The organism is Microbacterium sp. ISL-103 (assembly GCF_018613995.1).
GTDB lineage: Bacteria > Actinomycetota > Actinomycetes > Actinomycetales > Microbacteriaceae > Microbacterium.
On the sequence record NZ_JAGGPD010000310.1, the window covers coordinates 1 to 13,681 of the forward strand.

Genomic DNA, 13,681 nt, shown 5'->3' on the forward strand with positions numbered 1-13,681 from the left:
GACGCCCGGCGCCGACCCCGCGTGGCCGCTCGTCGTCGTCGCGGTGTGTCTGATCGCCGGCGTCCTGCTGAAGATCCGCGAATCGCACCTCCGCCGCACGGCGGACTCCTCCGGCGTCTGAGCAGGCGCACCGACCCCAGACCGGGGGCGAGCATCGATCCTTCCCCATCGTCGACGCTCGCCCTCTGATCGGCACCATGTCGATCCGATGCTCCGGGTGCGCCGATCTCGCCCGCGCCGATCTCCCCATCGGCGCGAGCAGATCGCCCCACGATCGCTGATCGACGCACTCGGGCATGAGGTGTGGGCGGGCACTCGCCCGTCCGCACCTCGCATCACTCCCGCAGCCTCGAGTCCCCGTACATAACCAGACGAGAAGAGCACCCTGAATGACCACGGCCCTGCCCACCCTGCGCGAGCACCGCATGCCCAGACGCCGCCGCGGTCGCTCGACGCTGCCGCGTCTGAGCGTGCCGGATCTGACGATCCGCATCGTGCTCGCGGCTGCTCTCGTGGGCGGCGTCGTCTGGATGCTGGTGCAGGCCGACACGGTGCGCGCCGCAGAGGCCCACTTCGCAGCGTGGTGGATGGACGGGTGGATTCCGGGTGGGGTCACCGCGTCCGCCGACACCTACATGCTGTGGCTCGACGACAGCCATCTCGTCGGGTTCCAGGTGACGGCGGAATGCACCGCGCTCATCCTGCTCGTGCCGCTGCTGGCTCTCGGCGCCTGCTTCGTCCTCTCGGCCCGTGTGAGCGTGCCCCGGGCGATCGCCGGCACCGTCGCTTCCTCCGTCGTGATGGTGCTCGTCAATCAGGTGCGCCTCGCACTGATCGGGTTCTCCACGCTGCAGGGCGGCCTCGGCTCGGGGTACGAATTCGGGCACCGCTTCGCCGGCTCGGTCGTCGGCATCGCCGGCTTCGCCGTCGGTCTCGTCGTGCTCATCGCGGTCGCCGGCGTCCGCAGACGTCGCTGAACGGCCGCATCCATGATGCCCTCTCTGCTCGGCTCCCTCTCGCTCGTCCTCACCGTGATGTTCCTCGCGTACATGGCGCTGATCCTCATCCCGTACGTGCGTCATCGCAGCGAGAGACCGGGCGACCCCGCCCTGTTCGACTGGCACATCTTCGTGCCGTGCCGTGATGAGGCCGCCGTGATCGCTGAGACGATCGCCCGTCAGCGGGAGCGATTCCCCGACGCGCATCTCTGGGTGATCGACGACGACAGCGACGACGACACCGCCGCGATCATCGGGGCGCATGTTGCCGCGGATCCGTTCGTGCACCTCGTTCAGCGTCGCCGGCCGCTCGCGCGGACGGGCAAGGGCGACGCACTGAACAGCGCCTACGACGCCCTCGACCGGTGGCTTGCGCACGACGCCGATCGTGGCCGCATCATCGTGACCGTCGTCGACGCGGACGGCGAGATGGCGGCGAACGCGCTGGCTGCGGTCGCCGGTGACGACTGCTTCGGCGACCCCGCTGTGGGAGCCGCCCAGATCACGGTCCGGATGAAGAACCGCGACGACCCGAGGCCCTATCCCGACAGGGGATGGGCCGCCAACGCCTTCGCGAGGTACCTGATCCGGATGCAGGATCTGGAGTTCCGCACCGTCATCCTCGCGATGCAGTCGCTGCGATCCCAGACGGGCACCGTCGGGCTCGGTGGCAACGGGCAGTTCACGAGGCTCTCGGTGCTCGACCACATCGGCGACGAGTACGGAGAGCCCTGGCACGGCGCGCGGCCCGAGGACTACGAGCTGGGGCTGCACGTGATCCTCGCCGGCTACGAGAACCGCCAGGTGCACGACACGCACGTCGCCCAGGAGGCGCTGCCGAGCCTGCGACGGCTGCTCGCGCAGCGCACGCGATGGTCGCAGGGCAACATCCAGTGCATGAAGTACGTCACCGACATCCTCCGCTCCCGCCACTTCGACAGCCCGGGCGTGCTGGAGTGCCGCTACTACCTCTTCCTCCCGGTGCTGCAGATCATCGGGCTGATCGTGATCGTCCTCACCGTGATGCTGCAGGGCGCAGCGATCGCCGCCGACCCCGCCGTGCTCACTCGCCTCGTCGAGCACGCCTGGGCGTTCGTCGCCCTGGGGCTGCTCTTCGGCGTCGGGCCGTTCGTGATCTGGGGAGTCCTCTACCGGCTGCGCTGCGAGCCCCGATCCACCTGGTTGCAGGCGCTCGGCTGGGGAGCGGGACTCTTCTTCTTCGTGCAGTACATCCTGATCTCGGTGACGCGGGCGATGCTCCGGGTGGCGCTCGGCCGCAACGGGTGGGCCAAGACCCGGCGCAACGCCGAGGCGCACGTCACCGGCCCGGTCGCCGTCGACGCCTGAGCCCGTCGACGCCTGAGCCCGTCGACTCCGGGCGCGGATGTCGGTGCCGCTCGATAGCGTGTGAGGATGACGTCTCTGATCGCAGGCCCCGACGATCGCGCGCGCTGCGCGTGGGTCGGCGACGACGCCGAATACCGGCGATACCACGATGAAGAGTGGGGAACGCCGTTGCGGGGCGACCGCGCGCTCTTCGAGAAGATGGCACTCGAGGGCTTCCAGGCGGGGCTCTCGTGGATCACGATCCTCCGCAAGCGTCCGCGGTTCCGCGAGGTCTTCGCCGGTTTCGATGTCGATGTCGTCGCCGAATTCGACGAATCCGACGTCGAGCGGCTCATGGTCGATGCCGGCATCATCCGCAATCGCGCCAAGATCGAGGCGACGATCGGCAATGCCCGCATCGTCCGCACCATGGCCGACGGCGAGCTCGATGCGCTGATGTGGTCGTTCGCGCCGGCATCGCGCCCGCGCCCCGCGTCCTTCGCGGATGTCCCGGCTGTGACACCCGAATCCACGGCCATGAGCAAGGAGCTGCGGCGTCGTGGCTTCCGCTTCGTCGGGCCGACGACCATGTACGCGCTGATGCAGTCGGCGGGCATGGTCGACGACCATATAGAGGGGTGCTGGCGGGCAGCAGAACTCGGCTAGATCCGTCGCGCCGAGGGGGTGGGCATTTTTCCCCATCGTGACCGGTATTTCAGACGGTTAGGATGAACGGGTGCGCCGTGCACCCTGAGTGCATCGGCCGAGAGTCTGCAGATGTATGACCCTGGGGGGAACCGGGCATGAAGGCGTTGTCATGGATGCGCGCGCGACCGAAGACGCTGGCCTCGGCTGCCGGTGTGACGGTGGGTGTCGTCGCGCTCACCACGATGGCGTTCACCTATGACGGGTTCCCGACCACCAAGGTCGATCTGAACGACGGTGGCGTCTGGATCACCAAGACCTCGAGCCTGCTCGTCGGCCACTTCAACCACGAGTCGACCGTGCTCGACGGCGGACTCCGCACGACCGGCGAGAACTTCGACATCCTGCAGGACGAGACCAACATCCTCGTGACGGATTCGAGCGCCTCGACCGTCACGGCGATCGATCCGTCTCGGGTGTCGCTGGGCGACAGCGCTCGCATCCCGACATCGTCGAAGGTCGCCCTGGGGAATCAGACCGCCGCGATCCTCGACCAGAAGTCGGGCGATCTGTGGGTGCTCCCCGTGAAGGGCATCGCGGGCTTCAAGATCGAGGCGGCGGAGCCTGTGGCCGAGCTCGGTGCGAACGCCGACGTCACCGTCGCCGAAGACGGCACCGTGTTCGCCGTGTCCTCGAAGCGCGGCGAGGTCGTCACCGTCCCCGTCGACAACGAGGGCGAAGCGCTCGACACGTCGGTCGCGTCCGTGGGCGAGATCGACGACTCCGAGGCTCCCCGCATCACGGCGGTCGGCCGTACCCCTGTCGTGCTCGACACCGCGGCCGGTGTCGTGACGACTCCCGGCGGCTTCCGCACCGAGATCGAGGATGCGGCGGATGCGGTGCTGCAGCCGGCATCCGCATCGACCGAAGCCGTCGCCCTCGCGACGCCCTCGGCGCTGATCAGCGTTCCGCTCGACGGGAGCGAGGCCGTCGTCACGGACGTCGGCGGCAACGGTGCTCCCGCGGCTCCCGTGGCTCTGCGCGGATGCACGTACGCCGCATGGGCCGGATCCGCCGTGTTCCTGCGCGAATGCCCCGGCGAGGGCAACGACGTCAACGAGCGCATCGAAGGTGCCGAGGACTCGAAGAGCCTCACGTTCCGCGTCAACCGCGACGTCATCATCCTCAACGACGCCGTCGGCGGCGCCGCGTGGATGGCCAACGAGAGCCTGCAGCGCGTCGACAACTGGAACGACCTCACCCCTCCTGAGGGCGAGACCGAGAACGAAGACGACACCACGCAGGAGACGGTGGAGACGACTCTCCCCGACCGCAAGGAGGAGAACACTCCGCCGGTCGCCGAAGACGACGACTTCGGTGTGCGTCCGGGGGCATCCACCCTGCTTCCCGTTCTCGACAACGACAACGACCCCGACGGCGACGTGCTGGTGGCGACGCTCGCCGAGAAGCAGCCGTCGATCGGCACCGTGCAGCCGATCCAGAACGGCGGGTCGCTGCAGATCGCGGTCGACGAGAAGGCCACCGGTTCGACGACCTTCATGTACGAGGCGAACGACGGACGCAAGGGCAAGGACACCGCCACCGTCACGCTCAGCGTCCACGACTTCGACGTGCACAACGCCCCGGTGCCGAAGCGCAACACGGTGCTCACCGTCGAATCCGGCGGCACGATCTCGTACAACATCCTTCCCGACTTCATCGACCCCGACGGTGACGACATCTACCTCAAGGGCGTCGAGCCCGCGCCCGGCGACGAGGTCGACTTCAGCACCGACGGGCAGATCACCTACAAGGCCACCGCGAGCATGCAGGGCCGCAAGGAGGTCGGGGTCACGATCGCCGACGGCTTCGGCGAGACCTACGTCGGCACCATCACGCTCGATGTGCGCCCCGCGGGGTCGACCGACCCCAAGACGAACGCCGACCACGTCATCACCCGCGTCGGTGAGCAGGTCTCGGTGGCGCCGCTCACCAACGACACCAGCTCGGGGCGCGAGTCGCTGCGACTCGGCAACGTCGAAGAGGTGCCCGGCGCCACGGTCACCCCGGACTACACGAACAAGACCTTCACGTTCTCGGCCGAGGCGCCGGGCACGTACTACGTGCAGTACCTCGCCACCGCGGGTCCGAAGAACGCTCAGGGCCTGGTGCGCGTCGACGTGCAGGAGGCCAGCCAGACCGATCTGCCACCGGTCGCGGTGCGCGACGTCGCGCTGCTGCCGAGCGGCGCCGACGTGCTCGTCGGCGTGCTCGCCAACGACACCGACCCGGCCGGCGGCATCCTCGTCGTGCAATCGGTGAGTCTCGAGCCCAACTCGGGCATCTCGGTCTCGGTGATCAACCACGAGACCCTCCGCATCACCGATCAGGGTGCGCTCAAAGACCAGGTGCGCATCAAGTACCGCATCTCGAACGGATCGAAGTCCGCCGAGGGCGAGGTCGTGGTGATCCCGATCCCGGCGCCCGACAAGATCATGCCGCCGGTCGCGAACCCCGACACCGTCTACGTGCGAGCGAACGATGTCGTGACGATCCCCGTGCTCGACAACGACACGCACCCGAACGACGACGTCATGCACGTCGTGCCCGAGCTGGTCGAGGCGCCCGAACCCGAAGACGGCGAGGCGTTCGTCTCGCAGGACGTGGTGCGGTTCAAGGCCGGGTCTGAGGCCAAGACGGCGTACCTGACCTATGAGGCCGTCGACTCGCGGCAGCAGAAGGCCGCGGGATACGTCACCATCCAGATCCTGCCGATCGACGCGAAGACCAACGCCGCGCCCCGGCCGAAGGACATCGTCTCGCGTGCCCTGGCGGGTACCGAGGTGAACATCGCCGTTCCGCTCGACGGCATCGACTCCGACGGCGACTCGGTCGAGCTGCTCGACATCACCTCCAGCCCGTCGAAGGGACGCATCACCGAGACCGGTGCGAACTACTTCACCTACGAGGCCTTCGACGACTCGGCCGGTGTCGACACGTTCAAGTACCGCGTGCGCGACCGCCTGGGCAAAGAGGGGATCGCCACGATCCGCGTCGGGATCGCGCCGGCAGAAGACATCAACCAGCCGCCGTACGCGGTCAAGGACGCCGTCGTCGTGCGACCGGGCCGCGAGATCGCCGTGCCGGTGCTCGCCAACGACTCCGACCCCGAGGGCGACAAGATCGTCCTGGTCAGTGAGAAGAACGGCGGACTCGAGGTTCCCGAGAACCTGACTGCCAGGGTGTCGGGCGACCGCGTGCTGGTGCAGGCGCCGAACGAAGAGCTCGAGACGTCGCTGCAGTACACGATCCGCGACGCCCGCGGTGCCACGGCATCGGCCACTCTGCAGATCACGGTCGATGAGGACGTGCCGTTCCAGGCCCCCGTCGCGCGCGACGACCGGGTGCGCCCGGAAGACCTGAAGGACGGCACGCTCACCGCCGACGTCGCGATCCTCAAGAACGACGAGGACCCCGACGGCACGACCGATGCGCTCGACGTCACCCTCGGCGCGGGCGCGACCGCGCTCGACAACGGCAAGGTGCGGGTCAGCGTCGAGGAGGAGCAGCAGCTCATCCGCTACACCCTGACCGATCGCGACGGTCTCGAGGCCTCGGCGTTCATCTTCGTGCCGGCGATCTCGGGTCTGCGCCCGATGGTCGACCTCACGAAGCCCGTCGAGGTCATCAGCGGCGAGACCAAGGTGCTGCCGCTGTCGGAATACGTCACCGTGGCCGGCGGAGGCACGGCCAGGATCACCGAGCACGCCAAGGTGAGCGCGGTGAACGCCGACGGCTCCGACCTCGTGCAGGATGCCGAGAACCTCGTCTACACCTCGAAGGCCGGCTACTTCGGCCAGGATGCGATCACGTTCGAGGTGACCGACGGTGACGGTCCCGACGACCCCGAAGGTCGCAAGGCGACGCTGACGATCCCGATCGACGTGCTGCCGCCCGACAACCAGCAGCCCGTGTTCGTGAACAGCCAGATGCAGGTCGCACCGGGCGAGGATGCCGCGTCGCTCGACCTCGCGGCGCTCACCACCGACCCCGACCCCGAAGACGCCGACAACCTCGAGTTCTCTTTCGTCGACGGTGACGGCGACGGGGTGTCGGCCGAGGTCAAGGGATCCGAGCTGCTCGTCAAGGCCTCGTCCGACGCCAAGAAGGGCACGGCGATGACGCTCAACGTGCGGGTCACCGACGGCGAGACCGAACCGGTCGACGGCACCGTCACGGTGCTCGTCTCGGCGTCTACCCGCGCGATGCCGACGGCCAACACCGACACCGTCTCCGAGGCCGATCAGGGCAAGTCCGTGACCGTGCCCGTGCTCGCCAACGACTTCAACCCCTTCCCCGACACACCGCTGAAGATCGTCTCGCAGAACGTCGAAGCCGGAATGGGCTCCGTCACCAAGGAGGGCGACCAGCTCGTGGTCACCCCGGCGGCGACCTTCGTCGGGACGATGGTCGTGCGCTACCGCATTCAGGATGCGACCAAGGACGTCGACCGCGAGGTCAACGGCCAGGTCGTGGTCACCGTGCAGGGTGTTCCCGATGCTCCGGNNTCGGCGCCCTCGAACAACGGCGCCGAGATCACCAAGTACACCGTGAAGTCGGTGAACGGCAACGCGTACTCGAAGGAGTGCCAGTCGACCACCTGCACGCTGGACGGACTGACCAACAACGTCAAGTACACGTTCCAGGTGACGGCGACCAACCGGGTGGGCGACAGCAAGCCCTCGGGCGCCTCTGCCGAGGCTCGGCCCGACGCTCGCCCCGACACACCCAACCCGCCCACGCTGAAGTTCGGTGACAAGTCGCTGGCCGTCAGCTGGGCGACGCCGAGCACTCCCGGCTCGCCGGTGCAGAGCTACACCCTCGAGATCTCGCCCGCGCCGCCGTCCGGCGTCGCGCAGAAGGAGGTCACCGGCAACTCGATCGTCTGGGAGGGCCTCGAGAACGGCTCGAACTACCAGGTGCGCGTGCAGGCTCACAACCTCGCCCCCGAACCCTCCAGCTGGAGCAACTGGTCGGCGTCCGAGATCCCTGCAGGGCCTCCGCTGGCGCCCGGTGCACCGACCACGACCGAGCTCGCACCGGTCGGCAACCAGGCGCAGATGCAGGTGAACTGGGGTGCGCCGAACTCGAACGGCGATGCGATCGCCAGCTACACGCTCGAGGTCTACGAGGGGTCGTCGCTCGTGCGCACACTCACTCCGGGCGCCGGGGCCACCTCTCAGGCGGTGACCGTGCCGACGTCGGAGACGCCGTACACCTACCGCATCCGCGCGCAGAACAAGGCCGGCTGGGGCGAGTGGTCGGGCATGTCGGCTCCGCGTCGAGGAATCGTCGCGCCCGGCGCGCCGACGACCCTCGCGGCAATACCGCATGACCGGTACATCGATGTCAGTTACATCCCCGGATCCCGGAACGGGGCCAGGGAGAACGAGATCAGCTACCAGTACACACTCAACGGCGGGGGCAGCTGGCAGACGCTGCAGGGCAACCGCATCGGTGGTCTGACCAACGGCACGACGTATAACATCCTCGTTCGTGCTGTCGCGAGCGTCGACGGCGGTACATATGCCGGGGCCGCGTCGAAACAGGCGAGCGCGACGCCGTTCGGTCCTCCATCGACCCCGCAGGCCGGTGCCCAGAACCTCGGCACACAGGTCAAGCTGACCTGGAACTCGAATGGCACCGGCAACGGTCGCGCGATCAAGGTGACGCAGATCGACACCGGCAACGGCTGGGAGAATGGCGGGGCCCAAAGCGGCGAGCGCATCGTCGGCAACGGATACCAGCAGAACCACAGCATCAAGGTGCGGGCTCAGGACTCCGAGGGCCAGTGGACACCCGTCGCCTCTGCCTCCGCTCGCACGAGCGATCCGCCCAAGCCCACGGCCACCACGGTCAAGGGCACATCGGGACGCTGGCCCCGCGGATGGGGTGGCACGGGAGCGTGCACGCACTCGTCGTGCGCGTACATGGCAATCACCGTGACGGACTTCCCCGCGGGCAACTACACGCTCCGCTGCAACGACGACGGGGGGCAGTTCGGTGGACGCAGCTTCTCCGTCCCCGCGAACGGCAAGGTGGAGCTCGGCTGCTTCTACGGAGTCCCCGGCAATCGCGTCTGGGTCACCATCGAAGGCTGGGGCAACGCCGCACCGATGAACTGGTATTGACCTTCCTCCTCTTCCACCTCCTCCGAAACGGACGACTTCCATGAGCATGACCCCCGAACAGGCCGCCTGGTTCCACGGCACCTTCACCCGCCTCGTCGACAACATCGACAAGGCGGTGCAGGGCAAGCGCGAGATCGTCGGCCTCGTGCTGTCGGCGATGCTCGCCGAGGGGCACGTGCTGCTCGAGGACGCACCGGGCACCGGCAAGACCAGCCTCGCCAAGGCGCTGGCCTCGACGGTGCAGGGCACGAGCACCCGCATCCAGTTCACCCCTGACCTGCTGCCCTCCGACGTCACCGGCGTCACGATCTACGACCAGCAGTCACATCGTTTCGAGTTCCACAAGGGTCCGATCTTCGCGTCGATCGTGCTGGCCGACGAGATCAACCGCGCCTCACCCAAGACGCAGTCCGCTCTTCTCGAGGTCATGGAGGAGTCGCGGGTCACCGTCGACGGCGTGACCCATGAGACCGGCCGCCCGTTCCTCGTGATCGCGACCCAGAACCCGATCGAGCAGGCGGGAACGTACAAGCTCCCCGAGGCGCAGCTCGACCGCTTCCTCATCAAGACGTCGATCGGGTACCCCGATCTGGCGGTCACCGAGAGCATCCTCGCGGGGGCTTCCGACCGCAACCCCTCGGCCGGGCTGTCGGCGATCATCACCACCAGTGCTGTCGCCGACATGGCCGACCTCGGCGCCTCGGTGCATGTCGAGCCGGCCGTGCTCCGTTACGTCGCCGAGCTCGCAGAGGCGACGCGCGAGGACTCCGCCATCCGTCTGGGCGTCTCGGTGCGCGGTGCGATCGCGATGATCCGCATCGCCAAGGTGCGCGCGGCCTCGCAGGGACGCCACTTCGTGCTCCCCGACGACATCAAGGCTCTTGCGCGGCCCGTGTGGCAGCACCGTCTGCTGCTCGACGCCGAAGCCGAGTTCGCCGGCACCTCGAGCGACACCGTCATCGCGCGCGTCCTCGAGAACGTCGCCGCCCCGCAGGCCCGAGCAGCGGCCTGATGACGACGGAGGCTCTGCCGGCCGCGACCGCGCCGATCGATCGCGACGCCGGATGGCGCGACGTCGCGGCGGTCATCGGCGCGCGCGTGCTGGCGCGCCTCCGCCTGATCGCCTCCGCCATCCGGCCCCTCGCATGGGTGCTCATGGCCCTCGCCGTCGGATTCTGGATCCTCGGACAGGTCGCCGGATGGGCGGAGTTCACGATCGCCGCGGTCGTCATCGCGATCACCGTCGGCCTATGTGCGCTGTTCCTGATCGGTCGCACCGCCTATGACGTCTCGCTCGATCTGGCCCGCACCCGGGTCGTGGTGGGCGAGCGCGCGGTCGGCGCTCTGACGCTCGCGAACCGCGGCGCGCGAGCGATCCTGCCGTCGCGCGTCGTGCTGCCGGTCGGTTCGGGCCGTGGCGAGTTCGGCATCCAGCGGCTCGCGCCGGGGGAGGAGGCGGAGGAGCTCTTCGCGATCCCGACTCAGAAGCGCGGCGTCGTCAAGGTCGGCCCGGTCAGCGTGGTCCGAGGGGATCCGCTCGGCCTGTTCGAGCGCGCGCACCGTCGCGACGACCCCGTCGACCTGTACGTGCACCCGCGGACGGTGCTGTTCGACGGCCAGTCGCTCGGCTACCTGCGAGACCTCGAAGGGCTTCCCGCCTCTGACCTGTCGCGCGACGACGTCTCGTTCCACGCCCTGCTCGAATACCAGCCGGGTGACGACCTGCGTCATGTGCACTGGAAGTCGACCGCCCGCACCGGAACCATGATGGTGCGTCAGTATGAGGAGACCCGCCGCTCGCACTTCGTGATCGGCCTGTCGCGCTCGGCCGGCGACTACGCCACCGACGAGGATTTCGAGCTGGGAATCTCGGCCGCGGGATCCATCGGCCTGCGCGCGATCCGCGACTCGCAGCGCGTCGATGTGCGCGTGCAGGGTCGCGAGCTCGCGGCAGGAACGGGCAAGCAGCTGCTCGACTCCCTCGCAGCCGTCGAGAACTCCAAGCCGCGCGACGGGGGCATCGACCACCTCGCCGGCGTCCTCGCCCGCACCATGCCGCTCGCCAGCGTCGTCGTGCTCGTCTGCGGATCGAAGGTGAGCACCGACGACCTGCGACTCGCCTGCTCACGTCTGCCCTACGGCGCCAAGGTGCTCGCCGTGGTCGCCGATCGCTCGGTCACCGCACCCGCGCTGCGCCGCATCGGAGACGCCGACGTCGTCACGATCGGCGCCCTCGAACAGGTTCCCCTCGCTCTGCAGAAGGTGCTCGCATGACCGTCTTCACCGCCGAGAGAGGCGGGCTCCCGCTTCGCCGATGGATCCTCGATCTGAGCGCCACCGCGCTGCTGATCGGGGTCTCGGTCGTCGGCTTCTGGCCCACTTTCGCCGGGCCGTCCTATCTGCCCGCCGCGCTCGGGGCGATCGTCCTCGGGCTCGCGATCGCCGCCGTCGCCGCCTGGCGTCGCTGGGGCATCCTGATCGTCACCGGTCTGACGATCGCCGTCTACTTCGTCTTCGGCGGTGCTCTCGCTCTGCCCCACACGGCGATCCTGGGATTCATCCCCACGCTCGACACGCTGCAGCGCCTCGCGGTCGGCACGGTGACGTCGTGGAAGCAGCTCCTCACGACGGTCGCGCCGGTGGCCGCGGTCGACGGGCACCTGCTGGTGCCGTTCCTGCTCACCCTGGTGGTGACGGTGCTGACGGCATCCCTCGCGCTCCGCCTGCCGCAGGTCGCGTGGGCGCTGCTGCCCGCCGGTGTCATGCTCGTCATGGTGATCGCCCTCGGCACGCCCGAGCCGGCGTTCCCCGTCGCGCAGGGTCTCGTCTTCGCCGTGCTGGCGATCGCCTGGCTGGCCCTGCGTCAGCTCTGGGCCCCGCAGAACGCCGCCATCTCGGTGAGCGAGGTCGACCCGTCCCGCGCGTCGCACATGCGCATGCGCCGTCTGATCGCGGGCGCCGCGGTGCTGGCGATCGCCGGCGGCGCCGGCGTCGCGACCAGTGCGCTGGCCGCGCCCGTGCAGCCGCGACACGTGTTCCGCGACGTGGTCATCCCGCCGTTCAACATCCGCGACTACCCGAGCCCCCTGCAGGCGTTCCGCAAGAACGTGCGTGACGAGGCCAGCGACACTCTCTTCACCGTGAGCGGTCTGCCCAAGGGCGCCCGCATGCGCATCGCCGTCATGGACCAGTACGACGGCATGGTCTACAACGTCACCGACGGCGGCCCCGGATCGTCGAGCGCATTCGGTCCGGTGCGGTCGAACATGTCACCGGATGCCGAGGGACTCCCCGTGACCCTCAAGGTCGAGATCGACGAGTACCGCGGCGTCTGGCTGCCGGATGCCGGCGCCGTCTCGGAGATCGACTTCACGGGCGACCGCGCCGAAGAGCTGCGCCGTTCGGCCTACTACAACGTCGAGACCGGCACCGCTGTCGTCACCTCGAAGCTCGCCGAGGGCGACAGCTACACGGTCGACACGGTGATGCCGTCGGAGCTCGACGACACGCAGCTGGCGGATGTGAAGTTCGGCTCGGTGGCTTTGCCGACACAGAGCAACGTGCCCGAGGAGCTCACCTCACTCGCCTCCGAGACGGTGGCCGAAGCCGAGTCGCCCATCGAGCAGGTGCGGGCGCTGGAGACCTTCCTCGCAGACGGCGGGTTCTTCAGCCACGGTCTCGAGGGCGAGGTGCTGTCGCGTGCCGGCCACACCGCCGAGCGCATCTCGACGCTGATCGGCGGCGATCAGATGATCGGCGACGACGAGCAGTACGCCGTCGCGATGGCGTTGCTCGCCCGCGAGGTCGGCATCCCGGCGCGCGTCGTGATGGGCTTCTACCCCGACGAGGACAAGGCGGGCGAGGCGCGCTTCGACGCCACCGGTGACAACGTGCACGCGTGGGTCGAGGTGAACTTCGACGGAGTGGGCTGGCTGACCTTCAACCCGACCCCGCCCGAAGACAAGGTCCCCAACGACCAGAACACCAAGCCCAGGGTCGATCCCAAGCCGCAGGTGCTGCAGCCCCCGCCCCCGCCGCAGGAGCCCGTCGATCTGCCGCCGACACTGCCGGATGACCGCAAGGGCGATGACGAGACCCTCAACATCCTCGGAATCCTCGGAGCGATCCTCGCCATCGGCGGCATCACTCTCGCAGTGCTGGCGCTGCTCGCGTCGCCCTTCATCCTGATCGGTGCGTGGAAGGCCGCGAAGCGGCGCTCGCGTCGGCAGGCCGAACGTGCGGCCGACCGCATCAGCGGTGGCTGGGACGAACTCGCCGACCGGGCGGTCGACTACGGCGCGCGCATCGCCCCCGGGGGCACGCGCACCGAAGAGGCGGCCACGGTCGCCTCGACCCTCACGCTGCCGCAGGTTACGACCCTCGCGCAGCGAGCGGATGCCGAGGTGTTCGGCCCGAGCGAGCCGAGCGCCGAAGACGTCGACGCCTTCTGGACGGAGGTCGACACGATCGTCGGCGGCCTCGGGAAAGAGGCCGGGTTCTGGAAGCCCACACAGGCGCGAC

7 protein-coding genes are annotated in these 13,681 nt (G+C 68.7%); all 7 read left to right on the plus strand.

Annotated features, from left to right (window positions below; translation table 11 throughout):
- Positions 1–389: 389 nt before the first annotated feature.
- Positions 390–977: a hypothetical protein gene (locus J7E68_RS11890; protein ID WP_215172832.1), complete on the plus strand. Its 588-nt coding sequence runs from the start codon at positions 390–392 to the stop codon at positions 975–977.
- A 12-nt stretch (positions 978–989) separates the two neighbouring features.
- Positions 990–2,345 (plus strand): glycosyltransferase, encoded by a 1,356-nt coding sequence (locus J7E68_RS11895; RefSeq protein ID WP_251048925.1) that lies wholly within the window; start codon positions 990–992, stop codon positions 2,343–2,345.
- A gap of 66 nt (positions 2,346–2,411) precedes the next feature.
- Positions 2,412–2,990, plus strand: coding sequence for a DNA-3-methyladenine glycosylase I (locus J7E68_RS11900; RefSeq protein WP_215172834.1), 579 nt, complete (start codon positions 2,412–2,414; stop codon positions 2,988–2,990).
- Positions 2,991–3,127: 137 nt separating this feature from the next.
- Positions 3,128–9,160, plus strand: coding sequence for an Ig-like domain-containing protein (locus J7E68_RS11905; RefSeq protein WP_215172836.1), 6,033 nt, complete (start codon positions 3,128–3,130; stop codon positions 9,158–9,160).
- A 40-nt stretch (positions 9,161–9,200) separates the two neighbouring features.
- Positions 9,201–10,172, plus strand: a complete 972-nt coding sequence (locus J7E68_RS11910) for a MoxR family ATPase (RefSeq protein ID WP_215172838.1) — start codon at positions 9,201–9,203, stop codon at positions 10,170–10,172.
- Positions 10,172–11,434: a DUF58 domain-containing protein gene (locus tag J7E68_RS11915; RefSeq protein ID WP_215172840.1), complete on the plus strand. Its 1,263-nt coding sequence runs from the start codon at positions 10,172–10,174 to the stop codon at positions 11,432–11,434. Before J7E68_RS11910 ends, J7E68_RS11915 begins: the two co-directional genes overlap by 1 nt.
- The coding region (locus tag J7E68_RS11920) for a transglutaminase domain-containing protein (RefSeq protein WP_215172842.1) at positions 11,431–13,681 on the plus strand (2,251 nt) is incomplete at its 3' end. The genes J7E68_RS11915 and J7E68_RS11920, both read left to right, overlap by 4 nt.

Coding starts and splice junctions, on each gene's coding strand:
- J7E68_RS11910 (WP_215172838.1), top strand. CDS start 9,201: ATGAGCATGACCCCCGAACAGGCCGCCTGGTTCCACGGCACCTTCACC.
- J7E68_RS11895 (WP_251048925.1), top strand. CDS start 990: ATGATGCCCTCTCTGCTCGGCTCCCTCTCGCTCGTCCTCACCGTGATG.
- J7E68_RS11915 (WP_215172840.1), top strand. CDS start 10,172: ATGACGACGGAGGCTCTGCCGGCCGCGACCGCGCCGATCGATCGCGAC.
- J7E68_RS11890 (WP_215172832.1), top strand. CDS start 390: ATGACCACGGCCCTGCCCACCCTGCGCGAGCACCGCATGCCCAGACGC.
- J7E68_RS11900 (WP_215172834.1), top strand. CDS start 2,412: ATGACGTCTCTGATCGCAGGCCCCGACGATCGCGCGCGCTGCGCGTGG.